At 61.7% G+C, this 21,597-nt stretch carries 15 protein-coding genes; 5 read left to right on the top strand and 10 right to left on the bottom strand.

The annotated features are described in order from the left end of the window. Positions 1–8: 8 nt before the first annotated feature. The 10 genes from ACQ4WL_RS02660 to tssK all read right to left on the bottom strand — a co-directional run bounded on the left by ACQ4WL_RS02660 (position 9) and on the right by tssK (position 13,802). Entirely contained in the window at positions 9–689 is a 681-nt protein-coding gene (locus ACQ4WL_RS02660) for an urease accessory protein UreF (protein ID WP_436508346.1), read from the bottom strand. After that, a complete protein-coding gene (ureE, locus tag ACQ4WL_RS02655) occupies positions 689–1,204 on the bottom strand; it encodes an urease accessory protein UreE (RefSeq protein ID WP_436507900.1) in 516 nt (171 codons plus the stop codon). The genes ACQ4WL_RS02660 and ureE overlap by 1 nt, the downstream gene beginning before the upstream one ends. Before the next feature lie 12 nt (positions 1,205–1,216). After that, positions 1,217–2,917: an urease subunit alpha gene (ureC, locus tag ACQ4WL_RS02650; RefSeq protein WP_436507899.1), complete on the bottom strand. Its 1,701-nt coding sequence runs from the start codon at positions 2,915–2,917 to the stop codon at positions 1,217–1,219. A 1-nt stretch (position 2,918) separates the two neighbouring features. After that, complete coding sequence (locus ACQ4WL_RS02645; RefSeq protein WP_436507898.1) at positions 2,919–3,248, bottom strand: urease subunit beta; 330 nt, start codon at positions 3,246–3,248, stop codon at positions 2,919–2,921. Between the two features lie 93 nt (positions 3,249–3,341). Then, positions 3,342–3,644 (bottom strand): urease subunit gamma, encoded by a 303-nt coding sequence (locus ACQ4WL_RS02640; protein WP_034751936.1) that lies wholly within the window; start codon positions 3,642–3,644, stop codon positions 3,342–3,344. A gap of 25 nt (positions 3,645–3,669) precedes the next feature. Next, positions 3,670–4,542, bottom strand: coding sequence for an urease accessory protein UreD (locus ACQ4WL_RS02635; RefSeq protein WP_436507896.1), 873 nt, complete (start codon positions 4,540–4,542; stop codon positions 3,670–3,672). Between the two features lie 130 nt (positions 4,543–4,672). Next, the gene (locus ACQ4WL_RS02630; protein WP_436507895.1) at positions 4,673–6,877 is read right to left on the bottom strand and encodes an EAL domain-containing response regulator; all 2,205 of its coding nucleotides are present in this window, start codon (positions 6,875–6,877) and stop codon (positions 4,673–4,675) included. 173 nt (positions 6,878–7,050) lie between these two features. Beyond that, positions 7,051–9,186 carry a sensor histidine kinase gene (locus tag ACQ4WL_RS02625; protein WP_436507894.1) on the bottom strand — a complete coding sequence of 712 codons (2,136 nt, stop codon included), beginning with the start codon at positions 9,184–9,186 and terminating at the stop codon, positions 7,051–7,053. Positions 9,187–9,212: 26 nt separating this feature from the next. Next, positions 9,213–12,293, bottom strand: a complete 3,081-nt coding sequence (locus ACQ4WL_RS02620) for a sensor histidine kinase (RefSeq protein ID WP_436507892.1) — start codon at positions 12,291–12,293, stop codon at positions 9,213–9,215. Positions 12,294–12,455: 162 nt separating this feature from the next. Next, positions 12,456–13,802, bottom strand: a complete 1,347-nt coding sequence (gene tssK, locus ACQ4WL_RS02615) for a type VI secretion system baseplate subunit TssK (RefSeq protein ID WP_436507891.1) — start codon at positions 13,800–13,802, stop codon at positions 12,456–12,458. 181 nt (positions 13,803–13,983) lie between these two features. Here tssK and tssF point away from each other — a divergent pair, with 181 nt between their 5' ends. From tssF to ACQ4WL_RS02590, 5 genes are read left to right on the top strand one after another with little or no spacing between them, the layout of a single operon-like run. Continuing rightward, on the top strand, positions 13,984–15,789 hold the full coding sequence (tssF, locus tag ACQ4WL_RS02610; protein ID WP_436507889.1) for a type VI secretion system baseplate subunit TssF: 1,806 nt from the start codon (positions 13,984–13,986) through the stop codon (positions 15,787–15,789). Continuing rightward, positions 15,789–16,778 carry a type VI secretion system baseplate subunit TssG gene (gene tssG, locus ACQ4WL_RS02605; RefSeq protein WP_436508345.1) on the top strand — a complete coding sequence of 330 codons (990 nt, stop codon included), beginning with the start codon at positions 15,789–15,791 and terminating at the stop codon, positions 16,776–16,778. Before tssF ends, tssG begins: the two co-directional genes overlap by 1 nt. A gap of 28 nt (positions 16,779–16,806) precedes the next feature. After that, positions 16,807–17,061: a PAAR domain-containing protein gene (locus ACQ4WL_RS02600; RefSeq protein ID WP_092605755.1), complete on the top strand. Its 255-nt coding sequence runs from the start codon at positions 16,807–16,809 to the stop codon at positions 17,059–17,061. A 12-nt stretch (positions 17,062–17,073) separates the two neighbouring features. Then, positions 17,074–19,671, top strand: coding sequence for a type VI secretion system Vgr family protein (locus ACQ4WL_RS02595; RefSeq protein ID WP_436507887.1), 2,598 nt, complete (start codon positions 17,074–17,076; stop codon positions 19,669–19,671). Further along, positions 19,668–21,596, top strand: a complete 1,929-nt coding sequence (locus tag ACQ4WL_RS02590) for an esterase/lipase family protein (protein ID WP_436507885.1) — start codon at positions 19,668–19,670, stop codon at positions 21,594–21,596. The genes ACQ4WL_RS02595 and ACQ4WL_RS02590 overlap by 4 nt, the downstream gene beginning before the upstream one ends. The last annotated feature ends 1 nt before the right edge of the window (position 21,597 follow it).

Below are 21,597 nucleotides of genomic sequence, written 5' to 3'. Positions count from 1 at the left end.
TGTAGTGTTCAGGATCGGTACAGGCGGCTGTACTGCACTTCGTGTCGCATCGACAGCAGCGACAGGCCGGGTGCCCAGTTGCCCATCTCGTCGTCTTGCAAGGTTTGCGCCGTCAGCGCCGCCGCTTCCAATTCCGGGCGCAGCGACAGCAGCAAACGCTGGCCCGCCACCTGCCCCAGCGGCACGGATTTCACGCAGACGAGCACCTGGTTTTCCGCCCACGCAAACAGCATGGCCAGCAGCGCCTCTTCACGCGGAATCGCCAGCGCCGCCACGGCGCAGGCATAGGCCGTGGGCAGTGCCACTTCCGGCTGGCCCTGCAGCATGTCGATCAGCACGCCGTCAGCCACGCCCAGCTCGGCCAGCAGCTTGGTCAATGAATAGCCCATCTGGATGGTCTCGGCGCGAAACTCCGCCGTGTCGCGCGAAGCGATGAAACGCTCGCTCCAGCGCTGCACGGCGCACAAATCCTGCGTTTCGAACGCCTGTATCAAGCGCCAGCACAAAGGCGCTTCCCAGCGCGCTACCACCAGCGTCAGATGCTGCGCGATCCAGTCGCGCGCCGTGGCCGCGTCGTGCACCAGACCGCATTCGAGCGCCGCTTCCAGCCCCTGCGAATAGCTGTAGGCGCCAATCGGCAAGGCCGGGCTGGCGAACTGCAGCAAATGCAGCAGGGCCGACGCCTGCATCACGCAGTGTCGCCGGGACGGTGGATTTTCTGCCGCAGCGGCACGGGCGCCAGCAAGTGCTGGCCGTTGCCGTCGTGGTGGCCATGGCCGCCGCCGTACGCGCCCGCCTCCGGCTCGAACGGCGCGCTTTCCTCCGTCACCCATGCCTGCAAGCCTTCCAGCATCTCCTTGAGCACCACGTCCTTGCGGATGCGCAAAAAGCCGTCGCCCACCTGCGCCTGCGTGTGGCGATTCCCCAAATGAAAAGCGCAGCGCAGCAGGGTGTGGGCGTCAAGGCAGCGCACCAGGTAAGTCGGTTCGCGCGCGGCGACGATCTGCACCACCTGGCCATCCGGCCCCGTCATGCGCTCGCCGTCGCGCAGCACCGTGCCGCGCACGGTGAACACGGCCACCTCGTCGCCATTCGACAGCACAGCGCGCAGCCGGCATTTTTCGCGCTGGTCGTAGGGCAGCACAAGTTGGGCAACGGTGGCGCGATTGTCGTCAGCCGCCAGTTTGGTATGCAAAGTGAGCATGATATCTCCTGCCTAGAATAGAAAATAGCGCTGCGCCATCGGCAGCACGGCGGCCGCCTCGCACACGAGAAGCTGGCCGTCGGCGCGCACGGCGTAGGTTTCCGGGTCCACTTCCATGTGCGGCGTGGCGCTGTTATGGATCATGTCGTGCTTGCGCAAGCCGCGCATGTTTTTCACGGCGATGACGGATTTGTTCAGTTTCAGTTGGTGGCCGATATCGAGGTCGTAGGCAGCCTGCGAGACAAAGGTGAACGACTTTTTCAGGCCGCCGCCGAAGGCGCCGAACATCATGCGGTAGTGCACGGGCTGCGGCGTGGGAATCGATGCGTTCGGGTCGCCCATCTGCGCGGCGGCGATCATGCCGCCCTTTAAAATCATCGACGGCTTGACGCCGAAGAAGGCCGGCTTCCACAGCACGATGTCGGCGATCTTGCCCGCCTCGATGGAACCGACCACGTGCGATATCCCATGCGTGATGGCCGGGTTGATCGTGTACTTGGCGATGTAGCGCTTGGCGCGGAAGTTGTCGCTGCGCGCCGTGTCGGGCGCCAGCGGCCCCCGCTGCACCTTCATCTTGTGCGCCGTCTGCCAGGTGCGCATGATCACTTCGCCCACGCGGCCCATGGCTTGCGAATCGGACGACATCATCGAGATGGCGCCGATATCATGCAAAATATCCTCGGCGGCGATGGTTTCGCGGCGAATGCGCGACTCGGCAAACGCCACGTCTTCGGCAATGGCCGGGTCCAGGTGGTGGCACACCATCAGCATGTCCAGGTGCTCGTCAAGCGTGTTGACCGTAAACGGGCGCGTCGGATTGGTCGACGACGGCAGCACGTTGGCTTGTCCTACGGCGGCGATGATGTCGGGCGCATGGCCGCCGCCCGCCCCTTCCGTGTGAAACGTGTGGATGGTGCGGTCCTTGAAGGCGGCCAGGGTGTGCTCCAGAAAGCCGCCCTCATTCAGGGTATCGCTGTGCAGCGCCACCTGCACGTCCATGCGGTCGGCCACCGACAGACAATTGTCGATGGCGGCCGGGGTGCTGCCCCAGTCTTCATGCAGTTTCAGACCGATGGCGCCCGCGCGCACCTGCTCTTCCAGCGGCAGCGGCAAACTCACATTGCCCTTGCCCATGAAGCCCAGGTTCATGGGAAAGGCGTCGGCCGCCGCCAGCATGGCGTGCAAGTGCCACGGTCCCGGTGTGCAAGTGGTGGCGGCCGTGCCCACGGCCGGTCCCGTGCCCCCGCCCAGCATGGTGGTCACGCCGCTCATCAGCGCTTCCTCGATCTGCTGCGGGCAGATGAAGTGGATGTGCGTGTCGACGCCACCGGCCGTGACGATCAAGCCTTCGCCGGCGATGATTTCCGTCGCGCCACCGATGGGGAGCGTCACGCCAGGCTGGATGTCCGGGTTGCCCGCCTTGCCGATACCGAAGATCAGGCCATTTTTCAGGCCGATATCGGCTTTCACGATGCCCCAGTGGTCGAGGATGACGGCATTCGTGATGACGGTATCCATCACCTCGGCCGCGCAGCGCTGCGACTGGCCCATGCCGTCGCGGATCACCTTGCCGCCGCCGAATTTCACTTCTTCGCCGTAGATCGCATAGTCATGCTCGATCTCGATGAACAGTTCCGTGTCGGCCAGGCGGATGCGGTCGCCCTTGGTGGGGCCGAACATCTCGGCGTACGCGCTGCGGGGAATGCTGGCCATCTCAATCCTTTCCCGGTGGAGTGTCTTGCAGTGCGCCCATCACTTCGCCATTAAAGCCGTAAACCTTGCGTTCGCCCGCCAGCGCCACCAGTTCCACCGTACGCTGCTGGCCCGGCTCGAAGCGCACGGCGGTGCCGGCCGTGATATTGAGGCGCATGCCGTAGGCGCGCCAGCGCTCGAAGGCCAGCGCCGGGTTGACTTCAAAAAAGTGAAAATGCGAGCCGACCTGGATCGGCCGGTCGCCCCGGTTGGCCACCACCACGGTGGCCGTGGCGCGGCCCGCATTCAGGCTGATTTCGCCTTCTTCCAGTTTGTATTCGCCTGGGGTCATGAGGGGCTCCTTCAAAGATCGCGTTACGCTTGCCGGCGGGTCGCCGGCGCGAAAACAGCCATGGCGCGGGTGGCGCCCTGGCCGGTCGAAAAACTACGGTATCGGGTGATGCACGGTCACCAGCTTGCTGCCATCGGGGAAGGTCGCTTCCACCTGGATATCGGGGATCATCTCGGCGATGCCATCCATCACGTCAGCGCGCGAGAGTATTTTGGTACCGTCCGACATCAGCTGCGCCACCGACTTGCCATCGCGTGCGCCTTCCATGATGGCGGCGCTGATCAGGGCCACCGCTTCCGGATAATTCAATTTCAAGCCGCGCGCCAGGCGCCGTTCGGCCAGCAGTGCGGCCGTAAAAATGAGCAGCTTGTCTTTTTCGCGGGGAGTCAGGTCCATGGTTTTCCTTGCGCTTCTTTCCTGTTCAAGTGTTCCAGATGCGGGGCACGACGGCGTCGCGCCCCAGCATGGCGGGGCGCAGCAGCTGCCAGGCGGCCAGCATGATGCGGCGCGCCGCCTCGCTGTCGCCGCACAGCAGGCGCACCACCACCAGCGATTTCATGTGCGTGGCACCGAATGCGGCACCGGCCGGCACGGTGATCTCGCGCACGGCCGCCAGCACGGCGGAGGAAACGGGTGTGCCGACGGCGATCAGGGTGGCGCATACCGTGTGGCCCCCCAATCCCAGTGGACTGGCCATCAGCGCGCCGCCGGCGGCCAGCACGCCCTGTTCCCACCACAGCAGCTTGCCGCTGCGGCGGATCTGCACTTGCTGATCGATGCTGCCCGTGTTAAAAATTTCACCCGAGGCGCTGCGGCCCAGGCAGACGATGTCGCAACCGATGTAGCTGGCGTCCGCCGCCAATTCCACCTCGTGGCGCAGGCGCACGCAAGCCTGGTCGAAGAAAATGCTTTCCTGCGGCAGCCACTCGATAGCGGCGCCGCTGCCGGCGCGCAGCACGATGTGCTGGCCCGAGACATGGCCGTTGGCGCGGTACCACTTGGCCGCGCCCGGCGACGTGAGAAACGCGTGCGCACCCTCGCCCACCGTGGCGTCGACGGCCAGCTGGTCGCCGCCCACTACACCGCCGGGCGGATGGATGATGATGGCGTGGCAGACGGCATCGCCTTCCGGATACAGGGACTTTTGCACGCGCAAGGGGCCGCTGTGCGTGCGCTCGACCAGGCGGCTGACACCATCGTGCAGCGCAAAGCCCAGGCGCAGGTGCGCCTGCCAGGCGCCGTGTGCGCTGGCCTCGGCCTGATTCGGCATGGCTGGATGGGTACTGTCTGGCATGCGGGGCAATCGCGTAAATAAGCGATTACCTAAGCAGGATATGTGCCAGCGTCAGGGAAAGGAAAAGTGAGAATCGTGCACCACGCTGCAGCGAATGCACCGGCATGGTGCGTCGGCCGCACCGCAGCGCTTACACCACGGCCAGGGTGCGTCGTTCGCGCAGCAAGGCCGTGAATGGCTCGGCGGCCAGGGGCCGGCTGAAATAATAGCCCTGCATTTCGTCGCAGCCGTGTTCCGTCAGGAAGGCCACCTGCTCGCGCGTTTCCACACCTTCGGCGATGACGCGCATGTCCAGGTTGTGCGCCAGCGAGATGACGGAACGGGCGATGGCCGCATCGCTGCTACTGGTGGTGACGTCGTCGACAAAGGATTTGTCGATCTTCAGCACGTCGATGGGAAAGCGCTTCAGGTAGCCCAGGCTGGAATAGCCGGTGCCGAAGTCGTCGAGGGAAATGCCCACGCCGATATCCTTCAGGCGCGTGAGCGCCGCCACCGCCTTGTCCGGGTCGCCCATCACCGTGCTTTCCGTGATCTCGATACCCAGGCAGGCGGGCGCGATGCCGTATTTGCGCAAGGTCGCCTCGACGAAAGGCACCGTGCGGTCCTGCGCGAACTGTTTACCCGACAGGTTGACGGCCACCTTGATGCTGCCCAGGCCCGCGTCGTGCCAGGCGCGGATTTGCGCACACACGCTTTCGAGCACCCATTCGCCGATGGCCGTGATCGAGCCGTATTCCTCGGCCAGGGCGATGAACAGTCCGGGCGGCACCTTGCCCAGCACCGGGTTATCCCAGCGCAGCAGGGCTTCCGCACCCAGCAAGGCGCCCGTGCGCAAACACATTTGCGGCTGGTAATGCACTGCGAATTCATCGCGGCAGATGGCGCCGCGCAGCTGCTGCTGCATGGCCAGGCGGGCGCGAATATCGCTGCCCATGCGCTCCGTGAAGAAGGCGTAATGGTCGCGCCCCATTTCCTTGGCGCGCACCAGGGCCGTGTCGGCGTGGCGCAGCACGTCGTCGAGGCTATCACCGTCGGCCGGGCACATGGCGATGCCGATGCTGGTGGTCAGCGCCAGGCGCTCGCCATCGACGCTGAGCTCTTCGCGCAAGCCGGCCAGGATGGTTTGTGCCAGCGCCAGCGTGCGCCCCAGCAGGGCATCGTCCTGCAGCAGGATCTGGAATTCGTCGCCGCCCTGGCGCACCACCGTGTCGCCCTCGCGCACGCAGCCGGAGAGGAAACGCGCCACCACTTGCAGCGCCTTGTCGCCCACGGCCTGGCCGTGCGAATCGTTGATGTTTTTGAAGCGGTCCAGGTCCAGGCACATCAGCACCACTTGCTGGCTGTCGCGCAGGGCATTCGCGCGCGCCTGTTCGAAGCGCTCGCGCAGCAGTACGCGGTTCGGCAAACCGGTCAGCGCGTCGTGGTAGGAGAGGAAGTCGATCAGATGCTGCTCGGCCTTGCGCTCGCTGATATCGAGGAAGACGCCCACGTAGTTGACGACGCCGCCGTCCGGGCCATGCACGGTGGACACGCTGAGCAAACAGGGATAGGTGTCGCCGCTCTTGCGCCGCGTCTGCACCTCGCCTGACCAGCAGCCGCTGCTGCGCAAGCCCTGGCGCATGGCCAGCAGCACCGCTTCGCCCGTGTGCTCGGCGTGCAGGCGCATGATGTCCGTGCCCACCACTTCCTGCGCCGCGTAGCCGGTGATGCGTGTAAAAGCTGGATTGGCCGTGACGATGATGCCGGTCGGATCGGTGATCAAAATGGCGTCCTGGGTCGCTTCGAAGACCTGGCCCGACAGGCGCAGCAATTCTTCGTTGGCGCGGCGGATCTGCACTTCGCGCGCCAGGGTGCTGGCCACCTGTTCCAGTTCGGCCGTGCGTTCGGCCACGCGCCGCTCCAGGTTGGCGCGCTCCTGCGCCAGCTGCAGCTGCGCCCGCGCCAGGCGCACATGCGCATCGGTGCGGGCCAGGATTTCCTCGGCCTGGAAGGGCTTGGCGATGAAATCGACGGCGCCCAGCGCAAAGCCGCGCACCTTGTCGTCCGTATCGTACTGGGCCGACAGGAAGATCACCGGCACCTGGCGCAAGGACGGTATCTCCTTCAGGCGGCGGCAGACTTCAAAGCCATCGAGGCCCGGCATGCGCACGTCGAGCAGGATCAGCTCCGGCGGGCGCGCCTGGGCCGTCCACAGGGCCAGTTCACCGTTCGGCGCCTGACGCACCGCATAGCCGGCGCCACCGAGCAAATCGCTCAACAACTTCAGCGAAGCCGGCGTATCTTCAACGATCAGTACTTCGCCCTTCGAATTCACTTCCGAAAAATCGCGGTGCATGTAGCAGTTCTCTCAGCTTTGGATGAGGCGCGGCGCTCGATTGCCACGCTGGACAAGACGTTTCTTTGCGATGAACTACGTACTATCATCATAATCTTTATTGCAATTTGGCACCATCCATGCGCGGCACTTAGTTCTCTTTTCATCGAATTCGATGTTGTCAGCCCACACTTTCAGGTATGCGCCAGCGCGCCCTCGCTCTCCAGCAAGGCGCACAGCTGACGGTACTGGTGCTGGTCGAGCATGGCCTGCAGCGGCGCCAGCAACGGTGCCGCCGCCGCCGGCAGGGTTGCCAGCTGCTGTGCCACCCTGGCCAGGTTCAATTCGCGCAGCGCCGCCAGCAAGGCAGCGCGCTCCTCCCCGGCCAGCGGCAGCAAATCTTGCGCCTGCAGTGCCGGCAGCACTGCCGCCTGCGTCGGCATGGCCGGCGGCGCGGGAGCCTGCACTGGCGCCTGCGCCACCTGCGCAGGTATGCTGAAACGGAAGGTGGCGCCCTGCCCTGGCACCGATGTCAGCGTCAGTTCGCCTTTCATCAACTGCACGAATTCGCGCGAGATGGCCAGCCCCAGGCCCGTGCCATCCTTCGGTCCCGCGCTGTCGGCCTGCACAAAGGGTTCGAAGATGCGCTGCTGATCCTCCGGGGCGATGCCGATGCCCGTGTCGCTGACGGCGAACGACAGCATCCATTGCTCGCCATCGCGCCGTTCGCCGCGCACGCGCAAGGTAACTTCGCCGCCGCCGGCAAACTTGACGGCGTTCGACATCAGGTTCAACAGCACCTGGCGCAGGCGCGTCGCGTCGAGCAGCACGGCCGCCGGCACGTCAGCACAATCGAGGCGCAGGGCCAGCCCCTGCTGCTCGGCGCGCATGCCCAGCATGTCCATCACTTCCTGCAGCAGGGGCGCCAGCGCCACCACGCCCGCCTGCGCGTGCAGGCGCCCCGCCTCGCCCTTCGATAGTTCGAGGATTTCATTGATCAGGGTGAGCAAATGGTTGCCGGAGCGGTGGATGATGGCCAGGTTGCGCTTTTCATCGTCCTGCATGTTGGGCGAGGCGGCCATCAGGCGCGAAAAACCGATCACGGAATTCAAGGGCGTGCGCAGTTCATGGCTCATGTTCGCCAGGAAGGTGCTCTTGGCGCGGTTCGCCGCCTGCGCCTGGCTGACGGCCACCGACAAGGCGCTCGTGCGCTCGGCCACCAGCTCTTCCAGGTGATGGCGGTGGCGCAGCAGTTCCAGTTCGGCCTCGCGGTGCGCCGTGATGTCGTAGTTGGAGCCCACCAGGCGCATGGGCTGGCCCCGTCCGTCGCGGAAGATCACGGCATCGGCCTTGATGTAGCGGATGGTGCCATCGGGCCACAGGATGCGGTATTCGTGCGTGAACGCCTGGCCGGCGCCCAGCGCGGCGCGCAGTGCCGCCTTGGCGGCCGGCACGTCGTCCGGCACCAGTGCCGCGCGCCAGATCGCCGCCGGCGCCATGCAGCTGGCCGCATCGACCTTGAACTGCGCATACATCTGCTCATCCCACTGCAATGCATCGCCGCTGACGTTCCAGTCCCAGATGCCGATGCTGGCCGCGCCAGTCGCCATCTGCACACGCTCCTCGCTGCGTTGCAGCGCGCGGTAGCGGCTGTCGAGCAGCGCCACCATGTCGCGGATGGAACGGTACAGGGTGCGCAGCTCGCCCAGGAACCACGCTTTCGGCGGCGCGCCGAACGCTTCGCCCTGCCCCGCCTTGACGCCCGCAGCGTACTGGCCGATCACCTTCAGGGGCTTGAGCATCAGACACCACATGAGCAGCCAGATGCTGGCCACCAGGATAACGTCGAGCGCCACGATCATGGCGCCGATGCCCAGCGCGCGCTGCCGCAGCTGCGCGTGCAGCAGGGCCGGCGTGGCATATACGGCAACGCTGCCGATGACTTGTCCACCCATCTTCACGGGGCGCCGCTGCACCAGCCAGCCCGGTTCGGCGGACAGCGCGGAGAGGCTGTCGATGGCGCCGTCCGCATTGCGGCGCAGGACCAGCGCCTCCTTACCGATGCCCGGCGTGAGGGAACTGGCCACCAGCTCGCGCTTGCCCAGCATGCTGCGCATGATGGCCTGCATCTGCTTTTCATCCAGATTCCACAATGGCAGTTCGATGGCCACGGCCAGCTGGTCCGCGCTGACGGCCAGGCTGCCGTGCAACTGCTGCCAGCGCTGCTCGCGTTCGGACTGGTAAAACAGCACGGCAAACACCAGCAGCAGCGCAGTGACGACACAGGTCAGCGCCACGCTGACGGCCAGCACAATGGATACGCTGCCCATACGGGTCCCTTTGGGCGCGTGAAAAGTCATGCGTCTTCGCCCTGCGGTTCGCTGACCAGCTGCGCCAGCAAGGCGCACAGCGGCTGGTATTGGTGCTGTTCCAGCATGGCGGCAATGTGCGCGGACAGCTGCGGCAGGCTGGTGGAGACCCCAGCCAGCACGATGGCGCTGCGCCGCAAATCGAGGGCTTGCACGGATTCGAGCAGCGCCTGCCGTTCGGCTGCGCCCAGCTGGCCCAGCGCCTGCTGCAAGTCAAAGGCCGCCGCCGGCACGCGCGGCGGCGCGGCGGCGGCGCGCTGGAAGCGCACGCCCAGTTGCTGCTCCAGCATGGCGAACAGGTGTTCCTGCTCGATCGGTTTGCGCAGGAAGCCGTCGGCGCCGGCCGCCAGCGCCTCCTGCTTTTCTTCCTCGAAGGCGGAGGCGGTCATGATCACCAGTCGCGGCTGCACCAGCGCCGTTTGCGCGCGCAGCCAGCGCGTCAGCGCCAGGCCATCCATGTCCGGCATGCGCCAGTCGCTCAGCACCATGTCATAGCGCTGTACCGCCAGCATAGCTTGCGCCTGCGTGCCGCCCGCCGCTTCCTGCAGCTGGAAACCCAGCGGCGCCAGCAAGCCGGCCAGCAGCTTGCGGCAGTTGTCGTCATCATCGACCAGCAGCACCATACGCCCGCGCTGGCCCGGCGGCAGGCGCGCCACGCGGCCCGGCGCCAGCGCCGCGATGGCCGGACGCTGCAGCACGGGCGCGCGCAGGTCGAAACGAAACACGGAGCCGGCTCCCAGCGTGGAATCGACGCGCAGCTCGCCGCCCATCAGGCGCACGAATTCGCGCGAAATGGTCAGCCCCAGTCCCGTGCCGGCCTGCGCCACCGCGCTGTCGGCCTGCACGAACGGTTCAAAGATGCGTTCCAGGTCCGCTTGCGCGATGCCGCTGCCCGTATCGCGCACGGCAAACGCCAGCGCCATTTGCCCATCTTCGTCCGCCTGGCACGCCAGCGACAAGGTCACGCTGCCCTGCTCGATGAACTTAAGCGCGTTCGACAGCAGATTCAGGAGCACCTGGCGCAGCTTGGCGCCATCGAGGCGCACCAGCGGCGGCACGCCGGAACGTTCGAGCTGCAGCGCGATGCCCTGGTCGCTCGAACGCATGCGCACCATCTCGAGCACCTCGTCGAGCAAGCCATTCAGGTCGACGGGTGCCGTTTGCAACTGCATGCGGCCCGCCTCGATTTTTGACAATTCGAGGATGTCGTTGATCAAGGTCAGCAAATGATGGCCAGCGCGGTTGATGATGGCCAGGTTATGCTTTTCTTCCTCGAACATGCTGCTCGAATCGGCCATCATCTGCGAAAAACCGATCACGGAATTGAGCGGCGTGCGCAATTCGTGGCTCATGTTGGCCAGGAAGACGCTTTTCGCACGATTCGCCGATTCGGCCTCGGTGACGGCCACCGACAGGGCGGCCGTGCGCTGCTGCACCAGTTCTTCCAGATGGTCGCGGTAGCCGAGCAATTCCTGCTCGCTGTGCTTGCGCTCGGAAATGTCGACGATGCCGCTACGCACAAGGCGCCGCCCTTCCATGGGCAATTTGACCAGCCGCACTTCGCAGGGAAAGATGCTGCCGTCGGCGCGCCGCACATTGCGTTCAACCAGGATGGGTTCACCCAGCATGGCGCGGCGCAGATGCTCTTCCATCATCAGTCCCAGCGGCAGGCCATCGGGCTGCTCGCCCGTGTACAGGTCGAACGGCCCACGCGCCAGCAGCGCTTCGCGCGACAGGCCCAGCATACGCTGCGCGCTGCTGTTGGCGTCGATGAAGCGGTCCAGGTCCAGGTCATACACGACGATGGCTTCGGGCGCATGCTCGACCAGGATGCGGAAGCGCTGCTCGCTTTCGCGCGCATCGCTCTCGGCACGGCGCAGGCGCCGCCGCTGCAGCAGCAAGGCGCTCAGCATGCACGCCATGGCGAGAAACACGGCGCCAACCGACAGCACGGCGACGCGGTGTTCATGCCACAATTGCGGCGGCCGGTTGAAGAACAGGGTGTGCGGCGGCAGTTGGCTGAAATCCGCATCCCAGCGCTGCAGCTGTTCCCAGTCATACATGGGCACCGGGCGGACCGCCGGCAGCAAGGCGCCCGGCGCGCCAGGCGCCTTGCCCGCCAGCACGGCCAGCGACATCTGCGCCACCTGCTGCGCGGCCTGTTCGATGTGCAGGATGGAGCCGCCCAGGATGCCCTTGCCCACCGTCGCGTTGTACATGCCAAAGGTGGGCACATTGGCCAGTCGCGCCAGTTGCACGGAAAACGGCACGGGCGTGGCGATGATGCCGGCCACGTCGCGGTTGACAGTGCCCACCACCAGCACGGCATCGGCGGGCAGGCGCGCCACCGCCGCGCGCATCTGCTCCAGAGTCAGGTCATCAAGGTAGCGCATGGCCACCTTGCCCTGCCACGCCAGCGCCGCCTGCTGCATGCTGCGCTTCAATGCCTGGTCGGCCTCGCTGGTGCCGACGGCCATGGCGATGATTTTGGTCTCCGGGAACAGCGCCATGGCTTGCGCCAGGGTGCCGGGAAAATCGACATTCGCCTTTTGCTGCCAGATGGCAGCCGGGCTGCCGGCCGGCAAGGCCTTGCCCGAGGTGTTAATCGCCAGCACGGGCACGCCGCGCGCCAGCGGCGCCAGGTCCGACAGCAAAAAATCGAGCGCCGGCTGCTGCATGGCGATGATCAGGTCGGCCTTGCGCCCCATCATCTGAGTGTATCTTAAAAGCAACAAATCACGCATCTCGTTGCGCAGCGCCGGGTCGCCCTGGGTATTCAGGTTGAGGTGCTCGACCATGATGTCTTCGCTGGCCAGGCCCGCGGCGGCCATGGCGGCCACATAGGTGCGCGTGTACGATTCCACGCCGGCGCGGCCATAATCGTAGGCGTTGAGGAACAGCACGCGCTGGCCCTGGTGCCGCGGCGCAGCGGCGGGCGCCGCTGCCGGCACGGCGGCCGGGGCTGCGGTGATACAGAGCGCCAGCAGCAATGCGCGGCCACAACGGCGCACCGCTACCCTGCCCATCCCGCCGCCAGGCCGCAAGCCGCCCGGCACATCACGCATCATTCGCCATGCCCATGCTCACTCCCGCCTGTCACCATGTTTCACCATTGCGCTGGCTACCCAGCCACCGACACTTACAAAAACATGATAACGTCAACTGCAGGGGCAAGTCCATTCCCCAGGGCAATCTTTTCACAATACGTCCGCTCGCAACGCCAACCATCGCTACGCGGCGGTGCCGCTGATGCCAAACAATTCCAACTTCAGCCCTTGTATGCCAGACGGCACATAAATCGCAATCGCCTGGGCCTTGATCATGCTGTCATAAATACTGCCCTTGCCAGTGATCGAAAAATAGTACGTATTGGGCCGCACCGGCACTTCAGCAGGAACCTGGGCCATATGGCGTAACTCGGCACCTGGAAGTGCCCGGCTCAGTAATAGTTCGATATTGTCCGGAGACGAAATTTTGAATTGCAACGGCACCGTGGCGACCAGTTCCAGCGCCGGCATATCGGCGTTTACCGCAAGACAGAGTTCGGTCTGACGGTCAATCCGCGTGGCATCGAGCACACCGTGATAGTGGGTGTTTTGTTGCGCGTCGTTGGACAGCGCAATCGGGAAGTAACGCGACAACAGCACCGTATCGATCAGGTCGCGGATGATGGCATCGAGCTTGCCGAAACCGGGAGCCGCATCATCGTGAGAATAAGCCGGCAAGTCGCTCAGTGTGTATTTTTTAGAGAACGTCATCAAGCCACCAGCCAATGTCATCAATTTTTCAAACAAATACACGGGATGGTGGCGCCGGTAACTGGCGCAATGACTGAGCGTGGCGCTGGCCGTGCTCAATGTATTGAGCATCCAGAACGAGGAAACATCGCCGCCATGAAATTCTACCGTGTAATTACCGGGCTGACGGTGGCGGCTGTACAGCGCCTCAATTTTCGCGCCCATGCGGTCGATCAGCGAATCGAGCATTTTCTGCAGCGAGGACTCGGCACTGATGGTCAGGCCAGGCGGAATGAAGGAGGCATCGATTTCAAAGCTGCCATTGCCAGCCCGGTACAAACGAATCACCGGGATGGCAAGGTAATCATTCAGGGGGTCCAGTTGCGACAGCAGATACACGCGTTTTTTCAGGTAAGCCACCTCGATGCTGACTGCCTCGCTGTACAGATCCGGGGTTTCGATATCCGCCTGGACATAGCGCGCGCCTGCAGAACTCACATTGCCGCCATGTGCCTGCAGCGCGGGTAGCGCGGCATAAAAAGTAAAACTATGTTCGCTGGAAGGCAGCTTGGACAGGTCAACCGCACTGGGCAACACATCGCCAAGCGGAGCTTCAAACAGTTCACCATCCTGAAAGACGAGCGACATGCTGTCCGCCCGCAAGCTATTGTTGGCCAGTGCATCCGCATTCCAGCTAACGCCATGCACACCCCATAAATGGGGATTAATCAACGAGGCCAGACGCTGCAAACGCGCTTCATGGTAGCGGTCCAGCTGCTGGAATTGCTGAGGACCGATGGCCAGGCCCTCGGACCACAGTAATTTGGATGGCAATGTCATTGCGTTCTCCATGTTGACCGTTGGAATCATGCTGCCTTGTCAGTCTGATGTTGCCAGCTTGGAAGTCTTTGATGTTGCGCAGCAACCCTGTTCAATTATTTGCGCAAACGCAATTTACCTCTGAGCAAACGCTCGGATACTGGCCATTCCGCAGCAAAGAAACCAGGGAGAGAAAATAGAGATGGAGCACTTGCTGCCGTATTTCGAACGCGAATTGGTGATGCTGCGGAGGCATTGCCGTGAGTTTGCCGAGCGCTATCCGAGAGTCGCCGGAAAACTCCACATGTCCGGCGAAGCTTGCGAAGATCCGCACGTCGAACACCTGATCGAATCGGTGGCCATGCTGGCGGCACGCATCTCGAAACGTCTCGATGACGACTATCCGCAATTTACCGAAGCCTTGTTCGAAGCCCTGTTCCCCCATTATCTGCGGCCCTTTCCATCGTGCAGCATCGTGCACCAGCCCGCCCCGGCGGCTGGAGCGGGCGTATTGCACCTGCCGCCCGGCAGCGAAATGGATGCAACGCCTGTGCGCGGCGTGCGCTGCCGTTTCAAGACGGTCTACAACCTGACGACAGGAACAACGGTGCTGGAAAGTGCGGTCTTCGATGCCATGATCAAGGCGCCGCCAGGCGTGCGCCTGCCTGCACCAGCGACTTCCTCGCTGAACATCGGCATCCGGCATCTCGACGTAGAGCCCGCATCGCTGCGCGTTTTCATCGATGGCGAAGCTTCGTTTTCCGCCGCATTGCGCGATGCCTTGTTCATGCATGCAGTCTGCGCTTTCGTGTCAATCGACGCGCTGCAATGGATGGCCTTGCCCGCCGTGCCTGTGACGCCCGTCGGCTTCGCCGACACGGATGCCTTGCTACCTTTCGGTGCGCGTTCGCAGCCGGCCTACCGCATCCTGAGCGAGTATTTTGCGTATCCGGAAAAATTCAATTTCTTTGACCTCGATATCGCTGCGCTGAGTGCTGCCCTGCCGCCCGAGTGCCAGCGCTTTACCCTGCATCTGTGCATGGCCGGTTTGCGACCCGATTGCGCTACGGCGCGCATGTTGTCCAGCATTTCCAGCGAAAACTTGAGACTGGGCTGCAGTCCGGCGGTCAATCTCTTCCGCCAGGAAGGCGTGCCGATCGCCGTCACCCGGCAGAAAACCGACTACTCCGTGCTGGCCCATGCTACCCATGCGCATGGCTATGAAGTCGTCTCCGTCGATGCGGTGCGTTTGTTGCGCCAACGGGGAGGCGAAAGCACACTGACCGAATTTCGCCCCCTGTACAGCCTGCGCCATGGCGAAGGCACGGCGCAACAAGGCCATTACTGGGTCATGCGCCACGATACGGCTTTGGCCATCAAAAGTCCTGGTCACGAAAAGAAAATCACGCTGGTCGATGGCGACTTCCATCCTTTGATCCATGAAAAGGCCAGCTTGTCGCTGTCGCTGACGTGCAGCAACCGCGACCTCCCGCTGTCGCTCAAATACGGCCAGCCGCAAGGAGACTTGCAACCGTGCGGCGGCGGCCCCACGCTGCACATGCTGCGACGCCCCAGCCAGCCGCGCCGCTTTTCGCCTGGCGCGGGCCTGCACTGGCGCCTGATTTCGCACCTGGCGCTAAATCATCACGCGCTGGTCCAGGAGGGCCTGCCGGCGCTGCGTGAAATGCTGACGCTCTACGACTTGTCCCAATCGGCCACCTCGCAACGCCAGATCGGCGGCATCGCCGCGCTGACGCACTCGCCGACCACGACATGGTTGCGACACAAGCGCGGCACCTCGCTGGCGCATGGTGTGGAGGTGCGTATCACGCTTGACGAGGAAGCGTTCGTCGGCAGCGGCATGCACTTGTTTGTGCAGGTGATCGATCACTTCCTTGGACTGTATGTGCAAATCAACAGTTTCATCGAACTGGTGGTGCTGTCACTGCAAAGCGGAGAGGAGCTGATCCGATGCAAACCAAGAAGCGGACTGCAGAATCTGGTGTGATGCACCACTTGCTGGCCGAGCCATACCGCTACCAGTTCATCCAGGCGGTGCGTATTCTGCTGTGCTGGCTACGCAGCCAGAACGTATCCCATGTGCAAGCCTTCAGCCAGGTATTGCGCTTCAAGAATAGCCTGTCGTTGAGTTTCCCCGCCAGTGAAATCGAGCAGCTCTCGCTCGAGGAGAATGAACAACTGACCCTGATACCGACGTTCATGCGTTTTCTGGGCGTCGGCGGCACCCTGCCCTTGCACCACTCGGAACGCATTGCCGCCTACCGTTTGTCGAACAAAGACGCTGGCGTCTCGGCCTTCCTCGATATCTTTTCACACCGCATGGTCGTGCTGTATTACCAGGCGTGGGAAAAGTATCGCCTGGAATCGCCGCTCCAGACCCAGGCAACAGATGCACAATTGCCTTTGCTGCTGGCACTGGCCGGCGTGCGGCGCACTGCGCTGCCGTCGAGCGCCGAACCCGACGCCGTGACGCAGGACGTCGCGGCCTGGTATGCGGGTCAGCTGCGCTGCCGACCCGTCTCCGCGCAAGCGATTGGCCCCGTGCTGGCCGAGTACTGCGGCGTCCCCGTCACCTTGCAACAATTTGTCGGTGGCTGGGACTATCTGGAAAAAAATCGGCGCAGCCTGCTAGGCAGTGTCAACTTTACCCTGGCACGCGGCGCAACGCTTGGCCTGCGGCTTTGGCGCCAGGACATGCGCGTCTGCCTGCATATCGGGCCGCTGGCCCCCGCCGGCCTGCAACGTTTCCTGCCGCGCAGCGCAGGTGCGGCAGCACTGGCAAAGATGCTGGCGCTGTTTGGCGTGCCGGACTTGCAATATGAAGTGCGGCTGATATTGAGTCCACCATGCATTACCCCCCTGCTCCTGAGCGCCAATCCGTCAGAAAGACGGCGCCTTGGCTGGACGACGTTCTTGCAAACCGCACAAGGCAAGGCAGGCGGCGCCGAAGTACGTTATCTGCTGCAGCTGGCTTGAGCAGTCATCCCTGGAAAGCGAGGCAAGCATGAAACATGCGGGACGCGGCGTCATCCGGCTCGGAGACGCAACCGATCACGGCGGCAAGGTCACCAGCGCATCATCCGGCAGCACCGTGATGGGAAAGACGGCGGCGCTGGCCGATGACACCACCTTCTGCCCCAAGTGCAAGGGCAGCTTTCCGATCACGCCGGATGGCGCCGGCGCAAAACACATGGGCAAGCCGTACGCCTATGACGGCGATGCCACCGCCTGTGGCGCCCACCTGATCACATCCCTATAACGGAGGCAGGCCATGCATGCAAGCATCCAGGCGGCACTATCGGCCTTCGACCTCGCCGCGCAAGAGCGGCGCCTGCTGAAGATCGAGTTCCCCCATGCAGATGGACCGGCCGGCGCCATCCTGCTGGTCAATTCGCTGACTGCCAGGGAAGAAGTATCGCGCGACTTCCGTTTCGAGGCCGAATTGCTGTCCGATGACGCGCACATTGCGCTCAAGGCCATGCTGGGTCGCATGGTGACCATTTCGATGGTGCGCGACGATGGCACGCTGCGCCACTTTAACGGCTATGTGGGCGAGTTTTGCCTGCTGCGCGCCGATGGCGGCTTTGCCTGGTACCGCATGGGGCTGCAACCATGGCTGGCATTTGCCCGACTGCGCCAGGACAACGTCTCCTTTCATGGCCAGAGCGTGATGCAGCTGACCGAGACGACCTTTGCGCACTACGGGCAGCGCGACTGGAAAACCAGCATCCATGGCGACGATCCACAGCTCACCTGCGCCAATCAGCACAATGAAACCGACTACAACCACCTGCACCGGCGCTGGGAAGCGCTGGGCTGGCATTACTGGTACGAGCACCGCGCCGATGGCCATACGCTGTGGCTCGCGGACAACAGCACCCTGGCGGACATGATCGCCACGGTATCGGGCGACGGCGCCATGCGTTTCCACTCCGAGTCGGGTTCCATGGAAGACGATGGCCTGCAGCAATGGCAAGCCGTGCGCCGGATCGGCTCCGGACAGCTGACCTTGGCCAGCTTCGACTATAAGAATCCGCAGCCACGCCTTGCCAGCGGCTACTCCCTGAATCGCCAGGGTGATGTATTTGCCCACGAACTGTACGAAAACACGGGCGCCTATGGCTACAAGAATGTCGATGAGGGGGAATCGCTGGCACAACGCCGCATGGAAGAAAGCGACCATCTGCGCCAGTATTTCGAGGCGGCCGGCAATCACCGTGGCGCACAGCCCGGCCTTTGTTTCCGGCTCGATGGCCATTTCAGCGCCGAGGAAAAACGCTACCAGCCTGGCCAGGAGCGCCCTGACAGTATTGCCGAACGCGACTACCTGATCCTGTCAGTCGAGCATACCGCCAGCAACAATTATCAAGCGGGTTCCAGCGCCCCCTCGCACTATGCCAACAATATGGTATGCGTGCGCCGGGACATCCGCTGGCGGCCTGGCCGTGGCTACAACAGCACGCCATGCATCGTTGCCGGCGTGCAGACGGCGCTGGTGGTCGGGCCGGCCGGGGAGGAAATCCATACCGATGCACTGGGACGCATCCGCCTGCAATTTCACTGGGACCGCCTGGGTACATTCGATGAACGCAGCTCGCCATGGATAAGAGTCATGATGCCGATGGCGGGGCCGCAAATGGGGCACATCGCATTGCCCCGTGTGGGCCAGGAAGTCGTCGTGCAATTCCAGGATGGCAATATCGACCACCCCATCGTCATCGGCGTGGTCTACAACAGCGCCAATCCGCCGCCATGGCAATTGCCGCAGCAGCGTGCCCTGTCCGGCTTGCGCAGCCGCGAACTGGGCGCCCGCAGCGCCAACCATCTCGTGCTCGACGACACCAAGGGCGCGATCCAGGCACAGCTGCGCAGCGAGCACCAGGATAGCCGGCTTTCGTTGGGCAACATCACCCGCATCGACGACAACGCCGGACGCAAGGAAGCGCGCGGCGTGGGCTTTGAATTGGCCAGCAACGCCTGGGGCGCCCTGCGCGCAGCCAAAGGCATGCTGATCACCACAGAAACATCAACGGGAACGGCATCAGTCAAGCAACTCGACGAAACACAGGCCCGCCTGGCGCAGGCACGCCAACTGCAGCAAGGCTTGGCCGGCATGGCCGTCGACGCGGGTGCGCAAGACAGCGCCGCACAACAGGGCGCCGTGGCCGAGTCCATCCAGCGGCAAAACGCCGCCATCAAGGGGAGCGCTGGCGATTTCCCGGAGCTGTCCGAAGCGCATCTGCTGCTGGCCAGCCCGGCCGGCATCGAGCTGAGCACGGCCCAATCCATCCACCTGGCCGCCAGCGAGCACGTGGCGCTCAGCAGCAGCAAGCATATTTCACTCGCCAGCGGCGACAGCATGTTTGCCAGCATCGCCAAATCCTTCAGCCTGTTCGTGCACAAGGCCGGCATGAAACTGATCGCCGCCAGCGGCAAGGTGTCCATCGAAGCGCACAGCGACGAGGTGGAAATCCTCGCCCAAAAAGTGCTGTCGCTGATCAGCGAAGCGGACTGGGTCAACATCAAGGGCAAGAAAGGCATCCGCCTGCACGGCGCCAACCACATGCTGGAAATCAGCGACAAGGTGCAGTTCTTCACCTCATCCCCCGTACTCTTCAACGGCAACCTGGAAACCCTGGCGCCGAAGAGCGTGTCGCAGGAATTTAATGAACGGCCAGTAGCGCGTTTTGATCAGGCCGTCCGCTTGCTGGAAGTGGACGGAAAACCTGCACCCGATATCGCCTTTGAACTCATACGTGACGACGGCAACATTATTAGCGAAAAAAGCGGCGCTGACGGACTGACGCCACTACAAAAAGGAGATGGCATGGACAGCTATACGATACGTTACAAGGGAGAACTGCCATGAGTGATGATAACGACTTGAATGAACACGGCAATCACCAAGGTGATTTTCGGCAGACTGTCGGTGGGTGGGCTGAATACACCGTTCATATGACGGAAATAGAAGATACGATTCGTCATGACGTCACGATTCCACCCAGAAAAATCATACCGATTATATTTTTACCCGGCGTTATGGGTAGCAATTTAAGAATGACAAAACAACGTCAAGACGATCTGAAGCGACCGGATAACAGATCATGGAGACCAGATGACATGGTCGACAAATCTGGTAATTTGGCGGTTGCAACCGGTAGTGGTTTAGGTGGTTGGTTTAGGGGAGCATCCCCCAGAGATCGACAATTGGTCTTTGATCCAAATGAAACTGAAGTTGAGTACTATCAATATTCTATCGAAAATGAGCGCTTCTTCCCTGGTGGAGACGTAACCAAAGGATCTGACGCCCGTCATAGCAACGTCCCTGACGATTTTCTTGGTGTTCCTCCATTGATTTCTGTTAGTCCTAAAAAAAATTCTCAGGTAGATGCAATTCAGAAACTTGGTGTAGCGGGAAAATTCATTCCCCGTGAAATACGTGAAACGCCAGCACATATTGCACGGTGGCGTGGATGGAGTGAAGTTCTTTTCGCCGGCGCGTATGGAGAAATGCTTCAAAAAACAGAATTTTTCATGAACAATATAACAAAAAAAGGGCAAGTTTTACCTCACTGGAAAATTGACCCGTCCGATCAATCCACTGGCAGATATTCATATGGCCAACAAGCCTATCCGTCTGTGGCCAAGCTTCTTATAAAAGATCCAAAAGAATTTGGTGGCTCCTCCGGAATACCAATTAACAATTCTGACATGGTCAAGATTTCCCCATGCTGGTATCCGGTCCATGCATTGGGATACAACTTTTTACAGAGCAATGCCATTACCGCTATTATTATAGCCAAACGCATACGCGGCATAGTAATAGGCTATCAGAAATGCGGCTTCAAATGCAGTGAGGTCATTCTCGTCACACATAGCATGGGAGGTCTGCTCGCCCGAGCCTTAATGCATCCTAGATATGGAAATATGCTTAATGATAAAAGTGTAAAAATACTTGGAATATATCATAATGTGATGCCTACCTTAGGGGCTGCCAGTGCATACAAACGCATGCGTTTCGGCTTTAAGGAAAAGAGTGGCCCAATTAATACTCTCGAAGCCAAAATTTTTGGCATTGATGGTCAACACGCCACCGCAATTCTCGCAAATGCACCTGCACCATTAGAAATGTTGCCAAGCATGGCATATGGTCAAGAATGGATCAAGGTTGTTGATGCAACAGATAAATTACTTTGGAGCTGGCCACGAGGTAAGGATAGTGCGCTAGAAAGTATCTACTTACAACCTGCGAATGCTTGGTGGAGGATGATAAATCCTTCCTGGGTGAACCCTGCAAATATTCCGCCAAAAAAAGGGGGCGGCATCAACAATGTCATGCGACGATTGAAAGATGCATCAGAATTATTAAAAGAAATAGAACAAATATTTCATCCAAATACATATGCAAGCTATTGTGCCTCAAAAGAATTCTTAAGCTATGGAGAAATCACTTTCAAAGTTACCGAGGGTTTGGAAATTAAAAATTCATCCGACTCGGAAAAAATTATACCATCACCAAATAAGTGGCAGCTATTGACTGACGATGCAAAAGGCAACCTTACTGTACAAGCAGGAACACGTGTTTTGAAACTAAAATTACAATCACCAAATTCTACTGGCGATGAAACTGTCCCATCGGATCGCTCAGCAAAACACATACCTGGGGAAAAATTTTCCCATGGCGCCAAATCTGAAAATGGATATGAACATCAAAATAGCTACTCTCATCCACATGTCCTGGCATCTATGCTCTATTCAATTGTGCAAATTGCCAAAAAAGCAGAATGGGAATGAA

Source organism: Janthinobacterium kochi (assembly GCF_051380715.1).
Taxonomy (GTDB): Bacteria; Pseudomonadota; Gammaproteobacteria; order Burkholderiales; family Burkholderiaceae_D; genus Janthinobacterium.
Note: the sequence above shows the minus strand (reverse complement) of the source record. Positions and strands in the feature narration are given on the sequence as shown.

Bases quoted from the DNA above. Each gene is read 5' to 3' on its own strand.
- tssG (WP_436508345.1), top strand. From the start codon at position 15,789: ATGCACCACTTGCTGGCCGAGCCATACCGCTACCAGTTCATCCAGGCG.
- ACQ4WL_RS02630 (WP_436507895.1), bottom strand. From the start codon at position 6,877: ATGCACCGCGATTTTTCGGAAGTGAATTCGAAGGGCGAAGTACTGATC.
- ACQ4WL_RS02600 (WP_092605755.1), top strand. From the start codon at position 16,807: ATGAAACATGCGGGACGCGGCGTCATCCGGCTCGGAGACGCAACCGAT.
- ACQ4WL_RS02595 (WP_436507887.1), top strand. From the start codon at position 17,074: ATGCATGCAAGCATCCAGGCGGCACTATCGGCCTTCGACCTCGCCGCG.
- ACQ4WL_RS02645 (WP_436507898.1), bottom strand. From the start codon at position 3,248: ATGACCCCAGGCGAATACAAACTGGAAGAAGGCGAAATCAGCCTGAAT.
- ureC (WP_436507899.1), bottom strand. From the start codon at position 2,917: ATGGCCAGCATTCCCCGCAGCGCGTACGCCGAGATGTTCGGCCCCACC.
- ACQ4WL_RS02635 (WP_436507896.1), bottom strand. From the start codon at position 4,542: ATGCCAGACAGTACCCATCCAGCCATGCCGAATCAGGCCGAGGCCAGC.
- ACQ4WL_RS02620 (WP_436507892.1), bottom strand. From the start codon at position 12,293: ATGATGCGTGATGTGCCGGGCGGCTTGCGGCCTGGCGGCGGGATGGGC.
- tssF (WP_436507889.1), top strand. From the start codon at position 13,984: ATGGAGCACTTGCTGCCGTATTTCGAACGCGAATTGGTGATGCTGCGG.
- ACQ4WL_RS02640 (WP_034751936.1), bottom strand. From the start codon at position 3,644: ATGGACCTGACTCCCCGCGAAAAAGACAAGCTGCTCATTTTTACGGCC.
- ACQ4WL_RS02660 (WP_436508346.1), bottom strand. From the start codon at position 689: ATGCAGGCGTCGGCCCTGCTGCATTTGCTGCAGTTCGCCAGCCCGGCC.
- tssK (WP_436507891.1), bottom strand. From the start codon at position 13,802: ATGACATTGCCATCCAAATTACTGTGGTCCGAGGGCCTGGCCATCGGT.
- ureE (WP_436507900.1), bottom strand. From the start codon at position 1,204: ATGCTCACTTTGCATACCAAACTGGCGGCTGACGACAATCGCGCCACC.
- ACQ4WL_RS02625 (WP_436507894.1), bottom strand. From the start codon at position 9,186: ATGGGCAGCGTATCCATTGTGCTGGCCGTCAGCGTGGCGCTGACCTGT.
- ACQ4WL_RS02590 (WP_436507885.1), top strand. From the start codon at position 19,668: ATGAGTGATGATAACGACTTGAATGAACACGGCAATCACCAAGGTGAT.